Source organism: Paraburkholderia sp. EG287B, assembly GCF_040965595.1.
Classification (GTDB): domain Bacteria; phylum Pseudomonadota; class Gammaproteobacteria; order Burkholderiales; family Burkholderiaceae; genus Paraburkholderia.
In genome coordinates, this window is record NZ_JBFRCG010000006.1 from 286224 (window position 1) to 307629 (window position 21406).

The following is a 21406-nucleotide window of genomic DNA, read 5'->3' on the forward strand; positions in this document are numbered from 1 at the left end:
GCTGGAGATCAACCGCCCTTCTTCGAAGCGGCTTCCATTTGCTGCGCGGCCGCCTCAGGCGTCACCGACAGACCGAACAGCGCCTGCGTCGTGTCCTTGTGCAGTTCGCCCAACGCCGGCGGCAGAGCCTGGTCGTACCAGAGCTGCACGCTCGGCGCCGCCGCAAGCAGTTGCTGCAGACGCTGCGTGAACGGATCGTCGATCTTGACGTTGTTGACCGGCGGAAGCTTGTGGTCATCCGACGCGCGTGCCTGCATCGCCTGGTCGTCGGTCAGCGACTGGATCAGCTTGAATGCGGCTTCCGGCGTCTTGCACTCGGTCGAGATGCTCAGGAAGCCATCGCCCACCGTGCCGATCAGGTCGCGCGGGTCGCCCTTGCCGCCCGGCACGCTCGGGAACGGGAAGAAGTCGAGATCCTTCGAGAACGTCGGATTTTCGTTCGCGATCGTCGAAGCTTCCCAGGCGCCCATCAGTTCCATCGCGGCCTTGCCCGTATACAGCAGACGGCGCGACGCACCCGAGTCATAGTCGAGACCGTTGATGCCCGGCGCGAACGCGCCCGCCTTCACGAGCTCCTGAATGCGCTTGCCGGCTTCGATGAACGCCGGATCTTCAAAGCCCTTGCCCTTGCCTGCGATCGCGTCGCTCACCACTTGCGGACCGCCAATACGGTCGACGAGGTACATGTAGTACATCGAGCCCGTCCACTTGTTCTTGTTCGCAAGCGAGAACGCTGCCACGTTGTGCTGCTTCAGCACATCGACGACGTGCATCAGCTCATCCCACGTCTTGGGCGGCGTGATGCCGTACTTCTTGAAGACTTCCTTGTTGTAGAAGATCACCGCGGCCGCCGCGTTTTCGGCAGCGACACCGTAGGTCTTGCCGCCGAACGTCGTGACGCTCCACGACGACTGCATGAAGCGGTTGCGATACGCCGGGTCCTTGTTCAGGTACGGCGTGAGGTCGACGATCTGACCGGATTTCACATATTCCTGCAGGCCGCCGCCGCCCCAGTTCTCGAACACGCACGGCGGCTGGTTCGCGCCGAACGCCACCTTCAGCTTCGTCTTGTACGCCTCGTTAAGGACGTGCGAATTCTCGACCTTGTAGCCCGGATCGGTCTTCTCGAAGCGGTCCGAAGCGTCACGGATGATCTTGCTCGACGACGCATTGGTCTGCTGATCCCATACCGTGATGGTTTTCGATTCCGCCGCGACGGCGTTCGAAACGACTGCAGACAGTGAAAACAGCAGTGCCGTGGCGCCGACAATCGCCCGCGCCTTGGAGAAACCTGGGTACGCCATGTTTGTGTCCCCTCTTTAGGAATATTGAGAGCTACCTGAGTTATCTGCGGGTTTAACGTTAGCCTTAACGTTAGTGGATGTTAAGCCGGGAGCTGAACTACGGCTATGCGGGATTTTCCTGGTGAGCGCCCGTCCGAGCTTGCGCTCCGCGCCAGGTTGGTACGCGCGCCAACGGTTGAACAAGCCCGCATCTGCTAGAATAGCCGGCACATAAACGGTATCGCTAACGTGACGAGCGACCCATCCGCGGAGTAACCAGCGAGTCACGAGCGAGTCTTCGCAGACATGACCTCTCGTAAGCCCACACCACGCATGGCAAGGCAAACTCCAACGCTTGAGCACGTCGCCAAGCTTGCCGGGGTGTCGCAGATGACCGCGTCGCGCGCGCTCAACGGACGCCCGGGCGTGTCGCGCGAAACGCGCGACGAAGTACTGAGAATCGCTTCGGACATCGGCTATGTCGTGAACCGCACCGCCCAGAAACTCTCCGGCGGGCGCAACGGCATCATCGGCATCATCACGCCCACGCTCGACACGCAGTTCTCCAGCGAGCTGGTGCTCGGCGCGGGCCGCGCGGCACGCGGCGCGGGCATGGAAATGCTCGTGTACACCGTGTTCGACGAAGACCGCCATACGCATCACGACCTGCTCGGGTTGATCCAGCAATTTTCCGACGGCATTCTCGCCATCCTGCCGCGCGAATCGCTCTGCCTCGAAGCCCTCGCCACGGCCAAAGTGCCGGTGGTGGTGGTCGATCAGCGCGGCACGCTCACGGGCTTTCCTTCGGTATCCGTCGACAATTACGGTGGCGCCTGTCTCGCGGTCGAGCATCTCGCGGAACTCGGCCACAAGCGCATTGCGTTTCTCGCCGGCGACGAAACCATCGAAGGCGTACGCGACCGCCAGCGCGGCTATCGCGACACGCTCGCCAAGCTCGGCCTGCCGCGTGAAGACGCGCTGGTCGCCGCCGGCGATCTCTCGCAAATGATGGCGTTCGACGTCACGTTCGACCTGCTCAATCTCCCCGATCCGCCCACCGCGATCTTCACGGCCAACGACCAGAGCGCGTTCGGCGTGATCGCCGCGGTCAGGGAAGCGGGCTTGCGCGTGCCCGACGACATCTCCGTGATCGGGTTCGACGACATTCCCATGTCCGAGCAGTTTCATCCTGCCCTCACTACGATTCGCCAGCCGTTCCAGCAAATGGCGCGTTCGGCGGTCAATACGCTGCTCGCGCAGATCGCCGGCATCGACGCCGCTTCGCAGCGCATCACGCTGCCTGCCGAGCTGGTGGTGCGCGACTCGACCGGACCGGTGCGAGCGCGCCACCGCCGCTCGCGTCACCAGATCGTTTCGACGTAAGTCGAGGCGCGCACCTTCGCATCGGAGGTCACGAGCGCGCCGCCGTGCGTGCGGGCGGTCGCGACGATCAGCCTCTGATGCGAGGTGAGCGCGGGCGGCAGCGTCGCCGCCCGGAACGCAATTTCGGAATCGACCGGAATCAGGCGCACGCCATCCAGCTTCAGAAACGTGGAGAGCCAGCTACGGGCATCCATGGAAAGCCCCAGGCTGCCCGCCTTCACGAACTCCGCGATTTCCAGCGCGCTGATGGCTGAAATGAGGATCTCGCCGCCGTCCAGTTCACGGTCGATCGCATCGTGCGCGGCCTGACTCAGCGCTTTCTGCCTGCCGAGCCAGCACACGAGCGCAAGCGTGTCGAGCGTGATCATTAGTCTTCCTGCTCGGCGGGAACCGGTGCAAGCGCGTGCTTGAGATTGAAATGCGTGATCGACGCGCGCAGCAGCTCGAGCGGATTCTCCGTCTTGCTGCGATACGGCCGGATTTCAATGGTGGGTTGTCCCCGATCCGTCACGACGACGGTTTCGCCCAGCGTTTCGACCTGGCGGAACAACTCGCAGGCGCGGGACTTGAAAATGGCTTTGGATACTCGCTTTTCCATGACGCTCTCCACCCATCAAAATTCTATCGGATTTTTATTGCATCGGGTCGTTGCGCACGCAACGAAATTGCGCTTCGCACCCCAATGGCTCTTTATCGGCGTTGCCCAACCGTTTGCTACCTGAACTACGCCCTGCACCGGTATATCTCGCACCAACGGACTGCGGGTTTTTACCGGTAACATGTTTCGCCCGAATCCGCCCCGCGGCCCTTGCGCTTTCATATAATCGGTCTGTCTGATGAATGTCCGTCAAGCAGCCCGAGTTGTGATCGGGCGACCCGCGAGGCACGACAACAGGATGTGTTGCTTGCCGGCGGATATGCGCGAGTAGCGACGTACGCTTCGCTTGCCGATACGGACGCTGCCGCAGGAAAGCGGAGCGTTGAGGGAGGTGATTGCCCTTGCTGCAGACCGTCGATTAAGCAGAAACATAATAACGTTACCCTTAACGTTAATTCATGTTAAATGCCCGCTTCGGGCGCCGCCATGCGTGGTTTACCTGGGCTTGGCGAATTGACGCAGAGTCCGCGTAAACCCCGCCGGATCCCGGCCCAGCAAGGCATGAGCGCCCGGAAAGCTGGCCACAGGGTACTGCAAAAAAGTACCGTTCCGGCTAACGTTAAATGGGCGGTAAGAAAAGTCGTAACGCCGTTTCGCGACACTCATAATCATCCCTGCCCCCATATCGTCACACTCGCTGGTCCGGATCGTCCGGCGGCGGCTTCGACGAAGGCTCCGCGTCGAAATGGACGATGAACGCATGCAACGGCTCGCGCAATTTCTCCTGGCGGTTGCGTTGCGGCTCGCGTTCCCTGTCCGTCACGGCGCGCGTTTCGCCTGACGTCGCGGTCTGCCCGCTCCGCGCATTGGCAGCGGACGCGAAATCGTCCTTCGACCCTTTGTTCGTCATGGCACTCTTCCCCTACCCAAACCGGCACGTCAAACGACGGCTTGAACGTTCTCTCCCACCTGGGGGCGCTCTAACGCCACCGCGTCGCCCTTCGCATCGAACAGCGTGACCGCGGACGAGGCCACCTTGATGCCCACGCGCGCGCCCGGCTCGTATTGCGCGTCCTTCTTGTCGAGCTTGAGCGCAATGGCGTGCGCCATGCCGTCGAGGCGCGCGTGCAGGATCGACACGTCACCCAGATGTTCGACCAGCTCCACGCGCGCGGCGATGCCTTCGTCCGCGAAGCCGATGCTCAGATGCTCGGCGCGCACGCCCAGGGTCAATTCGCCGTTGAGTGCGCGATCCGGACGGCCCGACAACGCGATGCGGTGGCTCGCACCCGCAAGCGCGAGGACGGTTTGCACGCCGTTTTGCGACACGACGGTGGCGGCGAGCATGTTCATTTGCGGCGAGCCGATAAAACCGCCGACAAAACGGTTCGCGGGCCGGTCGTACAGATCGAGCGGCGCGCCCGTCTGCTCGATGTTCCCCTTGTTGAACACCACGATCTGCTCGCCGAGCGTCATCGCCTCGACCTGATCGTGGGTGACGTAAATCATCGTCGTGCCGAGTTCGCGGTGCAGCTTCGCGAGTTCGATGCGCATCTGCACGCGCAGCGTCGCATCGAGATTCGACAGCGGCTCGTCGAACAGAAACACGCGCGGCTTGCGCACGATCGCGCGGCCAATCGCAACGCGCTGCCGCTGGCCGCCCGAGAGCGCCTTGGGCTTGCGCTCGAGCAGGTGCGTGATCTGCAGGATTTCGGCAGCGCGGCCCACGACCTCGCGCACTTCGCGCTTCGACTTGCCCGAGAGCTTCAGCGAAAAGCCCATGTTCTCCGCAACCGTCATATGCGGATAGAGCGCATAGCTCTGGAACACCATCGACACGCCGCGATCCACCGGCTGCAGATCGTTCACGCGTATGCCGTCGATCAGAATGTCGCCACCGCTCACTTCCTCGAGCCCGGCGATCATGCGCAGCATGGTCGACTTCCCGCAACCCGACGGCCCAACGAATACCGTGAACTGTCCGTCGGGAATATGAAGATCGATGCCCTGAATGATCTGCGGACCTTCGCCATACGTCTTCACGACGTTGCGCAATACGAGTTCGCCCATTGTTACGTCCTCCTTGGTGCTCTTGCTTGCCGTCCCGCGCGAGACAGGCGTGTCTGCCCTCTTCGCGCGGGTTACGGTGCTGTCTGTGTGCCCGCGTTAGCGTGCGGCCTCGGCCGCGGCATGCTCCGCGATCACCTCGCTATACCAGTGCGCGCTGTCCTTCAGCGTGCGCTTCTGGGTCTCGTAGTCGACGTACACCATGCCGAAGCGCTTGTCGTAACCGGACGCCCACTCGAAGTTGTCCAGCATGCTCCATGCGAAATAGCCGGCCACGTCCACGCCCTGTCGTGCGGCTTCGGACAGTGCAGCCAGGTGCAGATCGAGGAAGCGGATGCGGTCGGTGTCCTGCACGCGGCCGTTTTCGAGCACGTCTTTCGACGCGCAGCCGTTCTCGGTGATGAAAATCGGCGGCAGCGTGTACTCGGCATTGAGTTTTGTGAGCAGTTCGGTCAGGCCTTCCGGATAGACTTCCCAGTCCATGTCCGTGAAGCCGTGCACGCCCGGCGGACGCTTGTTGCCTGAAGCGCTCGCGAAGATACGCGTGTAGTAGTTGATGCCGAGGAAGTCGAGCGGCGTGCCGATGATGTCGAAGTCGCCTTCGCGGATCACCTCTTGCGGGCCGTTCGCGCCATACCATTGCAGCGCTTCGGCCGGATATTCGCCCTTGAAGATCGGGTCCATGTACCAGAGCACGAACTTCGCGTATTCGAGCGAAGCGGCAGCGAGGTCTTCAGGCGCGTCGGTCGCGCCGTGTGCCGGCGACTGGTTGAGCACGATGCCGAGCGGCGCCTTCACGCCGTCGGCGCGCATGGCCTGAACGGCCAGGCCGTGCGAAAGCAGGAGATGATGCGCCACGTGCGCCGCCTTCTTCAGATCGGCGTTGCCCGGCGCGAAGTAGCCCGTCGCGTTGCCGAGCCATGCGGTGCACCAGGGCTCGTTGTGCGTGGCGATCGAAGCCACGCGGTCGCCCAGCAAGTTGCCGATCTTGCGCGCGTAGTCGGCGAAACGATACGCCGTATCGCGGCTTTCCCAGCCGTTCTGCGCCGTCTGCAATGCTTGCGGCAGGTCCCAGTGATACAGCGTCGCGAACGGCTGGATGCCGCGCTCGAGCAGGCCGTCGACCAGACGCTCGTAGAACGCGAGGCCCTTTTCGTTGTATGCGCCGCGACCATCCGGCTGCACGCGCGGCCACGCAATCGAAAAGCGATAGGCATTGACGCCCATTTGTGCCATCAGATCGAGATCCTCTTCGAGGCGATGGTAGTGATCGCAGGCCACGTCGCCGCTCTCGCCTTTCACGACCTTGCCGGGCACGCGGCAGAACGTGTCCCAGATCGACTCGCCACGGCCGTCCTCACGGGCCGCGCCTTCGATCTGATACGAGCTGGTGGCCACGCCCCAGACGAAGTTTTCCTTGAATTGAAACGTCGACATAACGGTAGGTATCCTGATTAGTCGTGTCCGCTCTTGTATGAGCGGGCATGAAATGAACGAAGCGAATCTCAGGCCTTGACGGCGCCGGTCGTCAAACCGTCGATCAAGCGCCGCGAGGTGAAAGCGAACAGCACCAGCAACGGCACCACGGCGACAGCCGAGCCCGCCATCACCGCGCCCCAGTCCGAATTGGTCGGGCTCTGCAAGATGCGCAGCGCGAGGGGCAGCGTGTACATCGAGGGCGAACGCAGCACCACGAGCGCCGAGAGAAAGTTGTTCCAGGCCTGAATGAAGCTGATGAGGCCGAGCGTGCCCAGTGCCGGCCCGAGCAGCGGCAGCACGATGCTCCAGTAGATGCGGAACTCGCCGCAGCCGTCGATGCGCGCCGCCTCGATCAGGTCGGACGGAATGGCCGAGGAGATGTACTGGCGCATGAGGAACACGCCGAGCGCGGCCGCCGCGCCGGGCACGTAGAGCGCACGCGGCTGATTGATCCAGCCGAGCAGGTTCATCGTCATGAAGGTCGGAATCATGCTGAGGAACGGCGGCACCAGCATGGCCGTGAGCGCAACGGCAAAGAGCGTCTTCTTGAAGCGGAACTCATACATCGCAAACGCGTAACCGGCCATCGAGGTGACGAGCAGCGTCAGCAAGGTCTGGATCGTGGCCGTGTAGAAGCTCCAGCCCAGATTGCGCCAGAACGGAATGTGACGCATGAGCGACGCCATGTTGTCGAGAAACGCATTGCCGAACCACAGCGGCGGCGGCATCGAGAAAATCTCGGAACTCGTGTGCGTGGCGAAAACGAACATGAACCAGAACGGCGAGAACATCAGCACCGCGCCCGCCAGCACGACGGCGTAGCCCGTATAGCGCGCCTTGTTTTTCGACAGTTTCATCGCTGTGCCTCTTCTTTCATGCCGCTGCGGTGGAAAATGCGCGTGTTGAGCCACATCAGCGCGGAAATCGTGATAAAGAGCAGCCACGCAATCGAACTGGCCGTGCCGAAGTCGCCGTCGTGGAATGCCGTGCGATACATGTAGACCGCCGTGGTCAGGCCTGACTGGCTCGTGCCCATGCCTTCGTTCGGGAGCAGGATGAACGGCTCTTCGAACAGTTGCAGCCCACCGATGATCGAAAGCGTGACGGCGAAGAAGATCATCGGTTTGAGAAGCGGAATCGTGATGCGCGTGAACTGTTGCCAGCCATTGGCACCGTCGATGCGTGCCGCCTCGTAAATGTCCTTCGGAATGGTTTGCAGCGCGGACAGATAAAGCACCGTATTCCAGCCCACGTAGCGCCAGAAGACGACAACCGAAACCGCCGGCTTCACGTTCGCGGGGTTGTACAGCCACTCGATCGGTTTCGAAGGCACGATCCAGTGCAGCCCCGGAATCTTGCCGATTTCGGCAATGGCGAGGTTGATCATGCCGAAGTCGGTCGAATACAGCGACGAGAAGATCAGCGCGATCGCCACGCTCGACGTGATGAAGGGCAGGAAATACAGCCCGACCACGAAATTGCGCCAGCGGCGAAACGCGGTTTGCAGAAAGAACGCCAGCGGCAGCGCAATGAGGTGCTGCGGCACGCCGGACATGACCGCCATCGAAGCCGTGTTGTAGAGCGATTTCCAGTACCACGGGTCCGTCAGCGTGAAAGTGAAGTTCGACAGACCCACCCACTTCATGCTCGCCAGACCCGCTGTCGCGTCCCAGCTCTGGAACGAGAGATACAGCGAAAACAGCAGCGGAAAGGCCAGGAACACGGCGAACAACAGGAAAAACGGCGCGAGAAACAGGTACGGCGCGATCTTGACCGGATTGAGCCGCGGTTTGCCACGAGCGTGGGCGAGCGTATCGCGCACGAGCCCTTCCCGGGAGACTTGTTCAGTTGTGGGCAGAGGAGAGTTCATCAATAGTTCCGTCCATTCGGGCGTGGCCGGCCGGGGCGACCGGCCACGCTGTTGCAGCGGGCTTCAAAGCGCGGCGATGCATGCCGCGCCGTTTCATCAGAACCGCTTAACGGCGGATCCGATGCGTGATCTCAGCCTGTGCTTCCTGCAGCGCCTGGTGGATGTCCTCGTTGCTGTCGACCACCTTGTCGAGCGCCGAGTGGACCGCCTCTTCGGCAACCTGGTCATACTTGCTGCGCTGGATCGCCGGGATATGCGAGGCCGCATCGCGCCAGATCAGGCGAGCCTTCTCGTTGCCGAGGAACGCAACGGGCTGCGCGAAGAAGTCGTCGTGCTGCGCCGAAAGCAGCGCCGGGAAGGCGTCGATCGAGCGGAACGAAGCGAGCTGCTCGTCCGGACGCGTCGTCAGGAACTTGATGAATTCCCACGACAGCTGCTTTTGCGAGGCCTTCACCGGAATCGACCAGAACGTGCCGCCGAACGATGCATAAGCACCGCCGGGCAGATTCGTCGCGCGCCACAGGCCCTTCGTATCGGGTGCGATCCACGACGAGAGGTGGCCGCCGAGCCATGCGCCCATCATTTGCGTGGCGACCGTGCCGCGCTTGAAGCTCTCGGCCCACTCGTTCGACCACGGCGTGATCTTCGCGTCGAGACCGAGATCGCGCGCCTTCTTCGCCAGCTCGAATGCCTTCACGAAGCGCGGCGACGTCACGACCGGATTGCCGGCCTTGTCGAAGTACACGCCATCGCCTTCCTTCAGGTCGGCGCGAATATAGATGTCTTCGATATCGCGCGACGACGCCATCAGGTACGCGCCGGTCGCGTTCTTGATCTTCTGCCCGGCCGCCAGATACGACTCCCACGACTTGGTCAGGTCGGCTTCGGTCACGCCTGCCTTGTCGAGAATGTCCTTGCGGTAGAACAGCGTGCCCGGGCCGATATCGCCCGGCATGCCGACGATCTGGCCCTCCTGGGTCGTGGCCTGCGCGAACGTGTAGTTGATGAACTGGCTCTTGTACTGACCTGCGTCATAGGGCGGCTTCGCCAGGTTCTCGAGACCGCCACCGGCTGCAAAGCGACCAATGAAGCCGACTTCGACCGCCATCACGTCGGGCAGGTCCGAGCTCGTTGCGAGCGCGGTGGTCATGGCGTTGTGGTGATCGGCGATCGCGAGCGACGAGACCTTGATGTCGACGTCCGGATGGAGCTTCTTCCACGCGGGAATCGCGTCCTTGATTTCCTGGTCGAGCTTCGGAAACACCGCGACGGTCAGCGTGGTGTTGGCATGCGCAGCCACGGTAGCCAGGCTGAGCAAAACGGCAGCGGCAGTGCCTGAAAAACGGAAATTCATTACATGTCTCCTGGTGATACGTTTGTGAGTGACGTTCAATTGCTCCCCTGCTGCTACGAACTACTTCCCCTGTTGTATTCATTCGCAACGCCTGACTCCCTGCTTGCAGCGCTCATCTGTTTGAAAGCGCTTTCACCGCAAGACCAAAAAAACGGCCGAAGTGGACGCGGACCTTATGCACCTTTGTCTACCGGGCTAAGCGACGGCCCGATGCGACGCGTCGTCTCGCGCGTCACCAGCGTGAGCGGAATGGGGCTCAGCGCGATGGGCTGCTTGCGGATCATCTGCACGATGCCTTGCGCGGCGAGACGGCCGATTTCATAGGTCGGCTGGCGCACTGTCGTCAGAGGCGGCGTCATGTACGAAGAAGTCGGCAGATCGTCGAAGCCGACCAGCGACACATCCTCGGGCACGCGCACGCCGCGGCGGAACATCGCGAGACGCGCGCCGTACGCGGTCTGGTCGTTCGCGCAGAACACCGCGCTCAACGACGGCCGGCGCACCAGCAGCCGCTCCATGGCCGCGAGGCCGCCTGTTTCGAGGTAATCGCCCTGCTCGACCAGATCGGCGTCGAAGCCGATTCCCGCGTCTTCCAGTGCGATGCGGTAACCGTCGAGACGCTCGATCGCGTCTTCGTGACTGCTCGGGCCGGCAATGAACGCGATCTCGCGGTGGCCCTGCTCGATCAGATGGCGGGTCGCGTCGCGTGCGCCCTGCAGGTTGTCGATCGGCAGGCCCGCGAGCGCCGTGCCGTTTTGCACCGAGCGCCCCAGCACCAGCATGGGCGCGTAGCGCGAGTATTCGGTAAGCGTCGGCTCGTCGAGTTGGGCATGCAACAGAATGATGCCGTCCACGCGGCGCGCGATGAACTCTTCGAGGCGTGCCTTTTCGTCGACGACATTCCAGCGGCTGCTCACGAAGATCGGCGTGAAGCCCGGCTCGGAAAGCGCCTCTTCAATACCGCGCAGCCACTCGGCGTAAAACGGGCTCGACACGGCTTGTGTCAGGACGCCGATGGTTTCGGTGCGGCCGCTCGCAAGACTGCGCGCCAGCACGTTCGGACGATAGTTGAACCGCGCGATCGCCTCTTCCACCGCGCGCTGCTTTTCGGGGAGAACACGCGCGGTGCCGTTCAGGATGCGCGACACCGTGCTCGGAGACACGCCGGCAGCGCGCGCAATTTCTTCCAGCGTCACGTTGGGACCCGGAGTGGGTCCGCTCTGGACACTGGGCGCGCCGGGTGCTTCGTTGGTGCCATCGGTCATGAGTTCCGCCTGAACATTTTCATGAAAGCGCTTTCAGACACTGAAAAAAGCGTTTCCAGATACGAATTCGAAGTGACTAAAAAACTCGGAAAAAGCAGCCGGTGCGACCAGGGTGGAGGAGAGATCGCACCGGCCTCTCTATGAAAGAGAATTAAGCAGTACCTAACACAAAGAGATCACAACAACTACAGGTCAAACGAAGTCAAATCAGAACATGTGCATGATGCCCGCGAACACGCCGGTCTGGCTGTGGCCGTAGTTCGGGTTGTCGTTCGACGACGTGCCCGTCGCCGCGTCGAAGTTGTTGTTGCCGTACGAACCGTTGCCGAGGTTGATGTTCGACGTCGAGCTGTTGTGCACGTAGCCGGCTTCCGCGTACAGGAACGTGCGCTTCGACAGGTTGTACGTCGTGCCGAGCGTGAACAGCGTGGCGTTGCCGTTGCCGTTGTTCGCGTTCGCATGGAACACCGCAGCCGTGATCGCCGACGCGTCGTTCACCTGCCAGCCAGCGCCGATCCACTCGTGGTCCACCGCCGTCGGTGCGCGTACGCCAGCCGGCTGCGACGCGTCGGTCACGCCCACGCTTGCGTTGGTGGCGCTCGGTGCGCTCAAGTGCTGGTAGCCCGCGTAGATCTTCACCGGACCGATCACATACGTGCCGCCAGCGAGAATCGAGCGCGAAGCCGAATACACGTTGTTGAACGAACCGTCCGCGCCGCGGACTTCGTCATAGATCACGCGGAAATCGCCGCTGCCCCACGTATAGATGCCTTCAATCGCGTTCGTACGGCCCTGGCCCGTCGGCACGCCTTGTGCGTTGACCGGCGCCGAGTTCCAGCTCGTGTTGTTGGTCAGCGAATACTGGCCCTTGAACACGAGACCGCCGAACAGCGTGGGCGAATCATATTCCGCGCCGTTGCTCGTGCTCGCCCAGTTGCGGCCGCGCACCAGCGTCGAGATCGCGTAACGCTGCATCAACTGCGGGTCCGCGCCCCAGCTGTCCTGCGAAAGTTCGCCGGCGCCGAGATTACCCATCTTGAACAGACCGAAGCGGTCGTTGCTGAAGCCCACCGTGGCGTGACGCCCGAACAGGTTGCCCGCCGAAGCGCCCGTCATCGTATTGAGCTGGCCTTCCAGCTGGAACACCGCCTTCGTGCCGCCGCCCAGATCTTCCGAGCCCAGCAGGCCGAACCAGGAGCAACCCCAGTCGCCGCTCTGTGCCGAGAACCTGCTACCGCCCGGCAGACCGGTTTCATACTGCACGCCGTTGTCGATACGGCCATACAGGGTGACGCTGCTCTGCGCGTGCGCCATCGTCGTCGCAGCAGCCATCACCGACAATGCAATAAGCTTCTTGTTCATTAGATATCCTATATATATTTTGGCGTCTCCAAACCGCGCAGGTCGCGTGCGCTCTACACGTTCCCTACCAGGCTGCCTCACTGAAATGTTCCGAATCACATTTCGAGGCGATTATAGGGACGCGCCTGCCCCGTGTATCGAACCGGCAGTCCAGGGAAAACGATGTTACCGATAACAGTTGCGCGCCGCGCGGCCCCGGAGTAGACCCCTGCTTTGTGACCATTCCGTTATGGTCACAAAGCTCGCAACTCCGTTTGCGGTCGTGCGGGAAAATATGCGCAGCGAGGGAAATACACCGAACACCCGTGCTACTTCGGCCAAATCGCGCTTGACAGCGCTTTCAAAAGCGACGCTCTGACGTTGTGAAGTTGCAACGACAACACGGAAATTTTTTGCCCGTTGTGTCCGCAGCGTTGCAGTTCTGCTGAGAGCGCTGTCACCAGCAGGCCTCGGCAATAGCGACTATGATCAAGGTATACCCTGCCGGGCAACGAGTTGAGATTCTCCGGTAAGCACACTCAGCGCGGGACGTCGAATCAATCCCGCGGGCTTTCCGGCTTCAGACCATCGCGCCACGCAATTCCCCGCGCCTCGACTCCCGCTGTTCCCCGCCACGTCGCGCGCGCGACGTCCCGTCCGAACGCAATGCACCAGCACGCACCAGCGCAACTTTCGCCGGGCGATGGCGCTACCGTTCCATGCCCGGCTGGCTGAACCCCCGACGCGTCCTTGCGGTGACCATTGCACCGCGCACTGCGCGGGCTGGTTTGCCCTCTGACTTCCGCGGCCCTGCGTTGAAGAAGGACCGGAAGACTTGCTGCCGGCTGTGACCGGCATTTTTGCCACACTGCAAGGAGGTATCGTGAAAGCCATCATCACTTCCACGCTCGCATTGCTGATTTCCAGCGCCATGGTGCCGGCCGTTCAGGCTCAAACCGACTCGGGCGCAAGCAACCCGCAACTCGCGCACAACGTCCGGGTCGCTTTTGCGCGTAATGGCGTCAACACTTCTCATATATTTGTCTTTGCTCGAGGAGGCACCGTCACGCTGCTCGGATGGGTAGACGCGCACGAACAGGTCGCGCTCGCCGAGCGCAGCGCGGCTTCGGTCGAAGGCGTGCAATCGGTGGACAGTTGGCTTGCGCGTGGACGCTGAGGTCAATGAGATCGAATGAATCGCGGCGCGCGGACGGCGCCTGTATTGTCCGCGCGCCGTGCTTTATTTATCGATCGCGCCGCGCAATGAGATGTCTGATCCGTTTGATCCAGCCGCCGCGCCCATAGTCGGTCTGCTGCAGAAACACGGCAATCACGATGATCAGTCCTTTGAGGACCAGTTGGGTATTGCTGTCGATATCGTTGAGCAACAGGATGTTGCCGAGGAAGCCGAATATGAGCACGCCCGCCACCGTGCCCGATATCCGCCCAACGCCGCCGGCAAGACTCGTCCCGCCAATCACCACGGCGGCAATCGCGTCGAGTTCCCAGCCGGACCCGGCATCGGCCTTACCCTGGCGGTACTGCGCCGCATAGAGCACGCCAACCAGCGCTGAGAGCAGGCCGGAAATGGCGTAGGCCATCAGCTTGTAGCGGTTGACATCGAGCCCTGAAACCACGGCGCATTTCTCGTTGCCGCCTATCGCGTACAGATATTTGCCGAACACCGTGCGATTCATCACGAAACTGAACACGAGCGCGATCACGAGAAAGAAAAGCGCAGGCACGGGAATCAGATTGAACAGCAGCGCGCGCAGATTCTCGATTTCGGCGGTCGCGTTCGTTCCGCTGTAAATCGAATAGACGGCGGTGTCCTGCCCGGCGATCAGCCGCGCAGCGCCGAGCACGCCGACCATCGCCGCGAGCGTGACGATGAACGGCTGCATGCGCCCGCGCGTGATGATCCAGCCGTTGATGCTGCCCACCGTGAAGCCCGCGAGCGGCACGATCCAGAGCACGCCTGCGAGCGGCATGCGGTGCGCCGCGTGCAACGCGATATACAGGCACGCCAGCGCCGCGCACAGCAGCGCAATGCCGCCGCGCACCGCGCGTGCGGCGCCCGCATGCGCGCCATGCGAACGTTGCGGCCTGCGCCATGCACCGAGCACGATGAACGCGATCGAGAACACGGCAATCGCGTTGAGCACGAGTGAAGCGTCAGTCGCCCGGTTCCATCCCTCCGTGGTCAGCAGCATGGCGGTCAGCACGCTGCCCAGTCCCATGATCGCGCCGACGGAAAGATCGATGCCCGCGGTGATGATCACGAGCGTCATGCCGATCGACATCACGCCGACGTTGGCAACCTCGCGAAACACGTCGGAAATATTGGCGCTGGAGAGAAAGATGTTGCTGCCATCGGTCGAGTGAGGCGAGGTGAATGCGCCCACCACGAGCAGCAGGATCAGCCCCAGGTAGTACTTCAGGTGCGTCATGAGCGTGCTGAGTTGACGCCTGCGCGTTGGCGCGTCCGGCTCGGCGACATGGTCCTGCACATGCAGCATGGTCAGTCTCCAGTCAGTATCGATTCAAGGCGAAGCGAGATTAATCAGCAGGTCGCCGGAAAAATCGCTGCGCGGCACGATCTGTTTCGCACGCCCTTCGCACAGCACGAGAATGCGGTCGCACAGCAAGGTCAATTCGTCGATTTCCGAGCTGGCGATCAGCACCGTCACGCCCGAGCGCGCCGCGTCGAGTATCTGGCGGTAAATCTCCGCTTTGGCGGCGACGTCCACGCCGCGCGTCGGTTCGTCGAGCAGCAGGATGCGCGGCTTCGTCATCAGCCATTTGCCGATGATGAGCTTTTGCTGATTGCCGCCCGACAGGCTATTGGCGCTTTGCGCGAGACTGCGATGCTTGACCCGCGAGGCTCGCGCCTGTTCGGCGGCCCAGCCGCACAGCCTGCGCCGCCGGTAGAACGGAAAGCCGGGCACGCGCGGCAACGACGGCAGCACGAAGTTCGCTTCGAGCGACTGATCGAGCACGAGGCCGTCCTTCTTGCGGTCTTCGGTCACGAAGGCGAGGCCCGATTCCGCGGCTTCATTTGGAGACCTGAATGACCGGTTCTGCCCCGCAATCGCGATGACACCCTCCTGCCGGTAGGCCGAGATCCCGTAGATGGCTTCGAGCACTTCGGTCTTGCCTGCGCCGAGCAGGCCAGAGAGGCCGAACACTTCGCCCTCGCGCACCGCAAACGACACGTCGCGCACCATCGCGCGCGCCGGCCCCCACAGCGAGAGATTGCGCACTTCCACACTCGTGCTGCGAGCGCGCGGCGCCTCGTCCGCACCGCGCTCGGGCGGCGCGAAGTCCTTGCCGATCATCATCGAGACGAGCGCCGTCGAGGACTCCACCTGCGCGACCGGCAGCGTCGAGATGCGCCGGCCGTCGCGCAGCACGGTCACGCGGTCGGCCACGGCGAAGACTTCGCCCAGCCGGTGGCTGATCAGCACGATGCCCATGCCGCGTTCGCGCAGTTGCCGCGTGAGCGTGAGGAGCGCGTGGGTCTCCGCATCGGAGAGCGCCGAGGTCGGCTCGTCCATGATCAGCACCCGGGCTTCGGCCACCAGCGATTTGGCGATTTCCACCAGTTGCTTTTCGCCCACCCGCAGCGCGCCGACCAGCGCGTCGGGACTCGCGCGAAAGCCCAGTTGTCCAAGCACGCTGCGCGCGGCCGTGCGCATGGCGCGCCGGTCAGGAAAGCCCCAGCGCGTGCGCGGCTCCTTGCCGAGGAATATGTTGTCGACAGCAGACAGCGTATCGACGAGGTTCAACTCCTGATGAATCACCGCGATCCCGGCATCGATCGCGTCGTTGACGCTCGCGAGGCGCGTGGGCACGCCCCGCACCCGTATCGTGCCGCTGTCGGGCGTATAGAGGCCGCCCAGCATCTTCATCAGGCTCGATTTGCCCGCGCCGTTCTCGCCAACGAGCGCATGCACCTCCCCCGCCACGACATCGAAGTCGACGCTCGATAACACGGCGCTGCCGTTGAAGGAAATCGACAGGCCTGCCGCCTCGATGAGCGGCGCGGTGGCAGTGGCATTCATTCAGGAGTGGCTAGCAATATACGCCTTGGCGTTGTCCGCAAAAATGCCCTGGGTCGGCAACGTGACCTTCTTCGGGATCTTTTCGCCATGCAGCAGCTTGAGCGCCTGGCGTATGCCTTCGGCGCCGGGCGTGGGGTACATGAACGTGCCGGCGAGCAGGCCTTGCGAGACCCAGGTCGCGCCCTCCTGCGGCAACCCGTCGATGCCCACGAACTTGATGCTCTTGTCGCGCCCCGCGTCCTTGGCCGCGAGATAGGCGCCGTAGGCCATGGGATCGTTGTGCCCATAGACCACATCGATTTTCGGATTCACGCGCAACACCGTCTTCATGTACTCGTACGCCTTGTCCTGCTTCCAGTCGCAGTCCACGCGTTCGCCCACGAGCTTGATGCCCGACTCCTTGCCGATCACGCTCGCCGCGCCGTCGTGGCGGTCGTGCGCCGGCTGCGCGCCGAAGCCGCCCCAGACCTCGACGAGATTGCCCTGCGCGTGACCCGGACCGCCCATCAGCTTGACGATGAATGCGCCGGCTTCGCGGCCGATCTGCACGTTGTCGCCGCCGATGAACTGCGTATAGGATTCGCCGTTCACCTCGCGGTCGAGCACGAACACGGGAATGCCTGCCTTATAGGCCTTTTCCACCACGCCGGTCAGCCCCGCCGACTCCTTGGGCGAAATGAAGATCGCATCCATCTTCTGGGCAATGAAATTCTCCATGTCGGCATTCTGCTTGTCGGTGCGGTCGCCGGCGTCGGCAATGATCAGATCGACCTCGGGATGCTTCGCGGCCTCGGCTTTCATGTCCTTGTTGAACTGCACGCGCCAGGGCTCGACCGTGGTCACCTGCGAGAAGCCGAAGCGGTATTTCTTCTGCTGCCCGAACGCGGGCGTGCTGAGCGTCCCGAGTAGACCCGCTGCGCCGGCGAGCGGCACGGCGACCAGACCCGCAATCAGAATGCGTCGTTGACTGTCCATTGCCCTGTCTCCTTTGTTGTCTGAACCGGGCGGCGCGTGCGGCCGGCCTCGGGTGCTGCGAAAAATAAAACGTTATAGCGGCGGCGCGGCAGAGGCACGCGCCGCTTCGCCCCATTCGTCATACCGCACCGGGCCCGTGCTGTCGCGCACGCGCAAGTCGGCACGCATGCGCAAGTGCACGATCTCCGCGTTCTCGCCCAGCAACTGCTTGTGCAGGAGATGCCAGATGCCGCGGGCAATCGCTTCGGCGGGCTGACGAATCGAACTGATGCCGGGACGCAGCACCGACATCCACGGCGCGTCGTCGAAGGAAAGCAGCGAGATGTCGTCCGGCAGTTGCAGGCCCGCGTCGCGGATCGCCCGCAGCGCACCGAGCGTCGCGACGTTCGCGCCCGTGAAGAGCGCCGTGGGGCGCTCGCGCGCGGCGAGCACGCCGAGCGTCGTCGCGTGGCTTTCGGTATCGCTCATGCCGCACACCACGACGTTGGCGTGCTGCGCCAGCCCGGCGCGCTGCATCGCGTCCTGGTAGCCCTGGGCACGCTCGCGGCTGTTCACGAGGTCGAGCGCATTGACGATGAACGTGATGCGGCGGTGGCCAAGCGCGATCAGATGCGCGGTGCCGTCCATCGCCGCGCGATGACTGTCGGTCGTGACCGTGTTGGCGGGAAAGCTGTTGTCCACGCGGTCGGCCATCACGAGCGGCACGTCGCATTCGCGCAGTTCGCTGATCGCGTGCTCGTAGCCGTGGCAGGGAATGATGATCATGCCCGCCACCTGGCGCGAGAGGACGAAGCGGATGCGCTCCGCTTCGCGCTCCGGGTCCTCCTGGGCGTGCGCCAGGATGAGCCGGTAACCGGATTCGAGTGCATGGTCTTCGAGCGCGCAGACCAGTTCGATGAAGAACGAATTGGTCAGGTCGGGCACGACAAAACCAATCGACGTGGAGCGGCAACTGCGCAGTTCGGCGGCCAGGCTGTTGCGCCGGTAGCCGAGCTTGCGGGCCGCTTCCCAGACCTGGCGCTGGCGCGCTTCGCTCACGTTTGCGGCTCCCGCGAGCACTTTGGACGCCGTGCCCAGCGAGACTCCCGCTGCGTTCGCGACGTCCTTGAGTGTACTGGCACTTTTCTTGCGGTCGTCCATACTGGTCTGTCCGCCCGAGGTGACGCGCTTGAGGTTATCCGCCCGAACTGAAACGTTTCATAGAGTAGGAAATGGATTTTCAGGCTTCAAGGGAGGGTTTTTCCGGGTCGCCGCAGAAAGGGAGGACTAGCGGTAGTTCACGAAGTTGATGATGTCGTTTAGGAACCACGGAAGAATCAGTTGCGTGTCGGGATCGCTGACGCCCACGGTTAGCCTCGGTGGCTTCGAGGCGGGCGCGCCGGGGTGCGCGCCATCGGGCGTATGCAGCATGTAGCTGTTGGTGTCGGCGGCGGGCGGCGGCGACGGCGAAGCACAGCCGGCAACGAGTAAGGCGAGGAACGCTGCGCAGCACAAGCGCTTCATGATCGGCAATCTCCAGCCATGTGATCTCGAGAAGCCCAAGCGTACCATCGGACCCGCCGCAATCGCGCGCACGCGTGCGCTCACCTTGCGAGCCCGGCAGCCAATTCATAGCCGGATTGAGTTCGGTGAGAACCAGAATATTTGTCGCACGCCATCCCACTGCTTTATGCAAAAGCCAATCAATCAAATGCGGCCGCGACTTGCAATCTTCGGCGTCGTTTTGACCTCCATTGATACGTATCAACGGGAACAACGCTTATTACCCTATCGACCTACGCGATCGAATGAGCACGAGATATTCTCTGCCGACTCATTCAGGCCACTACGGGAAACGTCTTCCATGAGAATCAATCGCATCGTTTTTATTCCCGCCGCAATGGTGATTGCGGGAACAGCACTTCCGGTCCTTGCGCAGCAAACCGTCGTGTACCCGTCGAAAGGCCAAAGCGCCCAGCAGCAAAGTTCCGATGAAGGTGCCTGCTATGCGTGGGCAAAACAGAAAACCGGCGTTGACCCTGCGGTCGTGGCAAACGCTGCACCGCAAGCTCAGGCGTCGAATGGCCAACGCGTCCGGGGCGCCGCCGGAGGCGCGGCCATTGGCGCCGCCGCGGGTGCGATCGGTGGCGATGCCGGCCACGGCGCGGCCATCGGCGCCGTGGCCGGCACGGTTGCCGGGGGCGTAGCGCACCGGCGCCAGGGGCGCGCCGCGGCGGCGCAGAACGCGCAGATGGAATCGGCGCAACAGCAGGCGCTCGCTAACTATCGCCAGGCGTGGGAGGCTTGCATGCAGGGCCGGGGCTACTCGCTGCGCTAGGTCCGGACGATATCGAAGAGACGCGCTTAGCGGAAGCCGTAAACGAGAACCTTCTTCCCCTCGAATTGTTCCTGCACACCTTGATCGCAATTCGGCGGGCACGTCGTGCCGTCGGCGGTGGGACCGGACGCGGGCGAATACGCTTTATAGACAACGGATTCGATGAGCGTCCCGTCGTCGGAAACAACGATCTGCAGGTCGGTCTCGACACCGGCCAGCACCGGCCCGCCGCTGCCATAAACCTGTTTCATGATGCCCGTGCAATCGGAATTCACGGTGTAGGTGCCGCTCTGGTACGGGTTGAAGGCAGTCTGCCCGCCTTTCGGCAAGCCGTTGATCATGCCGAAGTCGGTACGGGTGAATTTACCCGCGCCGTCGAACGTCACGATGGCGACATCATCGAGTGTCGACGGTGAGGCAAATGGGTGCAGCTTGTTGTTGCTATCCAGCAGGCCAAGAATTTCTCCATGCCCGTGAAATCCGTAAGCTCCCCTCAATGTTGCGTTCGAGCAAAGGCCACCGTCGGCGTGTGCGACGCCACTGAGCGAGAGCAGTGCAAAGGCTGTTGCCGACAACATTCTTGAATGCTTGATCTTCATGGTCATCTCCTTGTCACCATAGCAGGCGTCTGGCTTCATAACGCGCAGTGAGCCATAAGCAGTCGTAGAGGGAGGCCCCGGCTCGCGCCGGTGAGCGCTCCGCTTCCTAAGCCTATGGAACCGCGCACGCTTGCGCCTCCATCATTTGATGGAGAGAGCGGGTCAGCAGGAGATTTCGGGTGCAGAAAATTCGATGGGAAAGGCGTTACGGCTTCACGGCTTGAGGCATTACGACGGAAACGGCGTCGAGCGCGAAACTGGCCGGGGCGCCTGCCCCCGCCGCCAGCACGCCCACGACGCCGATCACTGCAGCGCGACAGACCGGCATCCTCATTGGCCCTGTTTCTGCAGATACTGCCGCACGTCGCTCATCGACACCCTCCCTGTATGTGCCGTGTCGATCTGATCGAAATGTTGCGCGATATACCCGAGCCCGCTGCTCTGCGCCTGCGCCTTCGTGATCGAAGCGCCGTTGCTCAACGCGGAAGTCGCGCCGAGGCGTGCTTCCACCCTCTGCTGCGCTTGCTGCTGCAATTGCGTTCCGGTGGAGGGTGTAAGCGGTGCTGGACGGTTCGACGGGAAGAATGGGCCATCCACGCCGTGGCCGCCCTTCGGCAGCTGAACCGGCGCCACCGCTTGCGTTGCCGCCTGCGCATGGCCTGTCGTGACCGCAGCCATCGCGCAAAGCATGAGCGGAGCAACGCACCACAGCTTTTTGAATGTAGACATGATCGCTCGCCTTCAATGAGTGAGGAGCGGGCCTCAATCGACTATCGATGATCGACGCTCGACGAAGCCCGCGGCCTGTGAC

Annotated in this window: 21 protein-coding genes; 3 read left to right on the forward strand and 18 right to left on the reverse strand. The window is 62.6% G+C overall.

What is annotated here, in order from left to right; translation table 11 throughout:
- Nucleotides 1–8: 8 nt before the first annotated feature.
- Nucleotides 9–1304 carry an extracellular solute-binding protein gene (locus AB4Y40_RS12765; protein ID WP_368687980.1) on the reverse strand — a complete coding sequence of 432 codons (1296 nt, stop codon included), beginning with the start codon at nucleotides 1302–1304 and terminating at the stop codon, nucleotides 9–11.
- A 312-nt stretch (nucleotides 1305–1616) separates the two neighbouring features.
- On the opposite strand from AB4Y40_RS12765, the gene AB4Y40_RS12770 reads away from it, so the two are divergent.
- Complete coding sequence (locus AB4Y40_RS12770; protein ID WP_069262205.1) at nucleotides 1617–2666, forward strand: LacI family DNA-binding transcriptional regulator; 1050 nt, start codon at nucleotides 1617–1619, stop codon at nucleotides 2664–2666.
- On the opposite strand, the gene AB4Y40_RS12775 is transcribed toward AB4Y40_RS12770, so the two are convergent.
- The 10 genes from AB4Y40_RS12775 to AB4Y40_RS12820 form a co-directional block, all read right to left on the reverse strand.
- Nucleotides 2645–3034, reverse strand: coding sequence for a type II toxin-antitoxin system VapC family toxin (locus AB4Y40_RS12775; protein WP_201695153.1), 390 nt, complete (start codon nucleotides 3032–3034; stop codon nucleotides 2645–2647). The genes AB4Y40_RS12770 and AB4Y40_RS12775 overlap by 22 nt on opposite strands.
- A complete protein-coding gene (locus tag AB4Y40_RS12780) occupies nucleotides 3034–3264 on the reverse strand; it encodes a type II toxin-antitoxin system Phd/YefM family antitoxin (RefSeq protein WP_368687981.1) in 231 nt (76 codons plus the stop codon). Before AB4Y40_RS12780 ends, AB4Y40_RS12775 begins: the two co-directional genes overlap by 1 nt.
- 688 nt (nucleotides 3265–3952) lie before the next feature.
- On the reverse strand, nucleotides 3953–4174 hold the full coding sequence (locus AB4Y40_RS12785; RefSeq protein WP_368687982.1) for a hypothetical protein: 222 nt from the start codon (nucleotides 4172–4174) through the stop codon (nucleotides 3953–3955).
- Nucleotides 4175–4203: 29 nt separating this feature from the next.
- Entirely contained in the window at nucleotides 4204–5334 is a 1131-nt protein-coding gene (locus AB4Y40_RS12790) for an ABC transporter ATP-binding protein (RefSeq protein ID WP_368687983.1), read from the reverse strand.
- Between the two features lie 96 nt (nucleotides 5335–5430).
- On the reverse strand, nucleotides 5431–6768 hold the full coding sequence (locus AB4Y40_RS12795) for a GH1 family beta-glucosidase (RefSeq protein WP_368687984.1): 1338 nt from the start codon (nucleotides 6766–6768) through the stop codon (nucleotides 5431–5433).
- 68 nt (nucleotides 6769–6836) lie between these two features.
- Entirely contained in the window at nucleotides 6837–7667 is an 831-nt protein-coding gene (locus AB4Y40_RS12800) for a carbohydrate ABC transporter permease (RefSeq protein ID WP_368687985.1), read from the reverse strand.
- Nucleotides 7664–8680 carry a carbohydrate ABC transporter permease gene (locus AB4Y40_RS12805; protein ID WP_368687986.1) on the reverse strand — a complete coding sequence of 339 codons (1017 nt, stop codon included), beginning with the start codon at nucleotides 8678–8680 and terminating at the stop codon, nucleotides 7664–7666. Before AB4Y40_RS12805 ends, AB4Y40_RS12800 begins: the two co-directional genes overlap by 4 nt.
- 106 nt (nucleotides 8681–8786) lie before the next feature.
- Entirely contained in the window at nucleotides 8787–10034 is a 1248-nt protein-coding gene (locus tag AB4Y40_RS12810; protein ID WP_368687987.1) for an ABC transporter substrate-binding protein, read from the reverse strand.
- 173 nt (nucleotides 10035–10207) lie between these two features.
- Nucleotides 10208–11299 (reverse strand): LacI family DNA-binding transcriptional regulator, encoded by a 1092-nt coding sequence (locus tag AB4Y40_RS12815; RefSeq protein ID WP_368687988.1) that lies wholly within the window; start codon nucleotides 11297–11299, stop codon nucleotides 10208–10210.
- 207 nt (nucleotides 11300–11506) lie between these two features.
- Nucleotides 11507–12661 carry a porin gene (locus AB4Y40_RS12820; RefSeq protein ID WP_368687989.1) on the reverse strand — a complete coding sequence of 385 codons (1155 nt, stop codon included), beginning with the start codon at nucleotides 12659–12661 and terminating at the stop codon, nucleotides 11507–11509.
- An 826-nt stretch (nucleotides 12662–13487) separates the two neighbouring features.
- Between AB4Y40_RS12820 and AB4Y40_RS12825 the strand changes: the two genes are divergently transcribed.
- Complete coding sequence (locus AB4Y40_RS12825) at nucleotides 13488–13817, forward strand: BON domain-containing protein (protein WP_368687990.1); 330 nt, start codon at nucleotides 13488–13490, stop codon at nucleotides 13815–13817.
- 67 nt (nucleotides 13818–13884) lie between these two features.
- Here the strand turns inward: AB4Y40_RS12825 and AB4Y40_RS12830 are convergent, their stop codons facing one another.
- The 5 genes from AB4Y40_RS12830 to AB4Y40_RS12850 all read right to left on the reverse strand — a co-directional run bounded on the left by AB4Y40_RS12830 (nucleotide 13885) and on the right by AB4Y40_RS12850 (nucleotide 19182).
- The gene (locus AB4Y40_RS12830) at nucleotides 13885–15159 is read right to left on the reverse strand and encodes an ABC transporter permease (RefSeq protein WP_368687991.1); all 1275 of its coding nucleotides are present in this window, start codon (nucleotides 15157–15159) and stop codon (nucleotides 13885–13887) included.
- A gap of 24 nt (nucleotides 15160–15183) precedes the next feature.
- Nucleotides 15184–16704, reverse strand: a complete 1521-nt coding sequence (locus tag AB4Y40_RS12835; protein WP_368687992.1) for a sugar ABC transporter ATP-binding protein — start codon at nucleotides 16702–16704, stop codon at nucleotides 15184–15186.
- On the reverse strand, nucleotides 16705–17679 hold the full coding sequence (locus tag AB4Y40_RS12840; RefSeq protein WP_342921775.1) for a substrate-binding domain-containing protein: 975 nt from the start codon (nucleotides 17677–17679) through the stop codon (nucleotides 16705–16707).
- Nucleotides 17680–17751: 72 nt separating this feature from the next.
- The gene (locus AB4Y40_RS12845) at nucleotides 17752–18819 is read right to left on the reverse strand and encodes a LacI family DNA-binding transcriptional regulator (RefSeq protein WP_368687993.1); all 1068 of its coding nucleotides are present in this window, start codon (nucleotides 18817–18819) and stop codon (nucleotides 17752–17754) included.
- Between the two features lie 126 nt (nucleotides 18820–18945).
- Complete coding sequence (locus tag AB4Y40_RS12850; RefSeq protein ID WP_368687994.1) at nucleotides 18946–19182, reverse strand: hypothetical protein; 237 nt, start codon at nucleotides 19180–19182, stop codon at nucleotides 18946–18948.
- Between the two features lie 376 nt (nucleotides 19183–19558).
- On the opposite strand from AB4Y40_RS12850, the gene AB4Y40_RS12855 reads away from it, so the two are divergent.
- Nucleotides 19559–19996 (forward strand): YMGG-like glycine zipper-containing protein, encoded by a 438-nt coding sequence (locus AB4Y40_RS12855; protein WP_368688092.1) that lies wholly within the window; start codon nucleotides 19559–19561, stop codon nucleotides 19994–19996.
- A 26-nt stretch (nucleotides 19997–20022) separates the two neighbouring features.
- On the opposite strand, the gene AB4Y40_RS12860 is transcribed toward AB4Y40_RS12855, so the two are convergent.
- Complete coding sequence (locus tag AB4Y40_RS12860; protein ID WP_368687995.1) at nucleotides 20023–20595, reverse strand: hypothetical protein; 573 nt, start codon at nucleotides 20593–20595, stop codon at nucleotides 20023–20025.
- A gap of 330 nt (nucleotides 20596–20925) precedes the next feature.
- Nucleotides 20926–21324 (reverse strand): 2-oxoglutarate dehydrogenase, encoded by a 399-nt coding sequence (locus AB4Y40_RS12865; RefSeq protein WP_368687996.1) that lies wholly within the window; start codon nucleotides 21322–21324, stop codon nucleotides 20926–20928.
- Nucleotides 21325–21406: the final 82 nt, after the last annotated feature.

Excerpts from the sequence above, each read along its gene's own strand:
- AB4Y40_RS12835 (WP_368687992.1), bottom strand. The coding sequence starts at position 16,704 with ATGAATGCCACTGCCACCGCGCCGCTCATCGAGGCGGCAGGCCTGTCG.
- AB4Y40_RS12865 (WP_368687996.1), bottom strand. The coding sequence starts at position 21,324 with ATGTCTACATTCAAAAAGCTGTGGTGCGTTGCTCCGCTCATGCTTTGC.
- AB4Y40_RS12805 (WP_368687986.1), bottom strand. The coding sequence starts at position 8,680 with ATGAACTCTCCTCTGCCCACAACTGAACAAGTCTCCCGGGAAGGGCTC.
- AB4Y40_RS12780 (WP_368687981.1), bottom strand. The coding sequence starts at position 3,264 with ATGGAAAAGCGAGTATCCAAAGCCATTTTCAAGTCCCGCGCCTGCGAG.
- AB4Y40_RS12810 (WP_368687987.1), bottom strand. The coding sequence starts at position 10,034 with ATGAATTTCCGTTTTTCAGGCACTGCCGCTGCCGTTTTGCTCAGCCTG.
- AB4Y40_RS12815 (WP_368687988.1), bottom strand. The coding sequence starts at position 11,299 with ATGACCGATGGCACCAACGAAGCACCCGGCGCGCCCAGTGTCCAGAGC.
- AB4Y40_RS12860 (WP_368687995.1), bottom strand. The coding sequence starts at position 20,595 with ATGAAGATCAAGCATTCAAGAATGTTGTCGGCAACAGCCTTTGCACTG.
- AB4Y40_RS12845 (WP_368687993.1), bottom strand. The coding sequence starts at position 18,819 with ATGGACGACCGCAAGAAAAGTGCCAGTACACTCAAGGACGTCGCGAAC.
- AB4Y40_RS12820 (WP_368687989.1), bottom strand. The coding sequence starts at position 12,661 with ATGAACAAGAAGCTTATTGCATTGTCGGTGATGGCTGCTGCGACGACG.
- AB4Y40_RS12775 (WP_201695153.1), bottom strand. The coding sequence starts at position 3,034 with ATGATCACGCTCGACACGCTTGCGCTCGTGTGCTGGCTCGGCAGGCAG.
- AB4Y40_RS12770 (WP_069262205.1), top strand. The coding sequence starts at position 1,617 with ATGGCAAGGCAAACTCCAACGCTTGAGCACGTCGCCAAGCTTGCCGGG.
- AB4Y40_RS12785 (WP_368687982.1), bottom strand. The coding sequence starts at position 4,174 with ATGACGAACAAAGGGTCGAAGGACGATTTCGCGTCCGCTGCCAATGCG.
- AB4Y40_RS12830 (WP_368687991.1), bottom strand. The coding sequence starts at position 15,159 with ATGCTGCATGTGCAGGACCATGTCGCCGAGCCGGACGCGCCAACGCGC.
- AB4Y40_RS12855 (WP_368688092.1), top strand. The coding sequence starts at position 19,559 with ATGGTGATTGCGGGAACAGCACTTCCGGTCCTTGCGCAGCAAACCGTC.
- AB4Y40_RS12790 (WP_368687983.1), bottom strand. The coding sequence starts at position 5,334 with ATGGGCGAACTCGTATTGCGCAACGTCGTGAAGACGTATGGCGAAGGT.
- AB4Y40_RS12800 (WP_368687985.1), bottom strand. The coding sequence starts at position 7,667 with ATGAAACTGTCGAAAAACAAGGCGCGCTATACGGGCTACGCCGTCGTG.
- AB4Y40_RS12765 (WP_368687980.1), bottom strand. The coding sequence starts at position 1,304 with ATGGCGTACCCAGGTTTCTCCAAGGCGCGGGCGATTGTCGGCGCCACG.
- AB4Y40_RS12795 (WP_368687984.1), bottom strand. The coding sequence starts at position 6,768 with ATGTCGACGTTTCAATTCAAGGAAAACTTCGTCTGGGGCGTGGCCACC.
- AB4Y40_RS12840 (WP_342921775.1), bottom strand. The coding sequence starts at position 17,679 with ATGGACAGTCAACGACGCATTCTGATTGCGGGTCTGGTCGCCGTGCCG.
- AB4Y40_RS12850 (WP_368687994.1), bottom strand. The coding sequence starts at position 19,182 with ATGAAGCGCTTGTGCTGCGCAGCGTTCCTCGCCTTACTCGTTGCCGGC.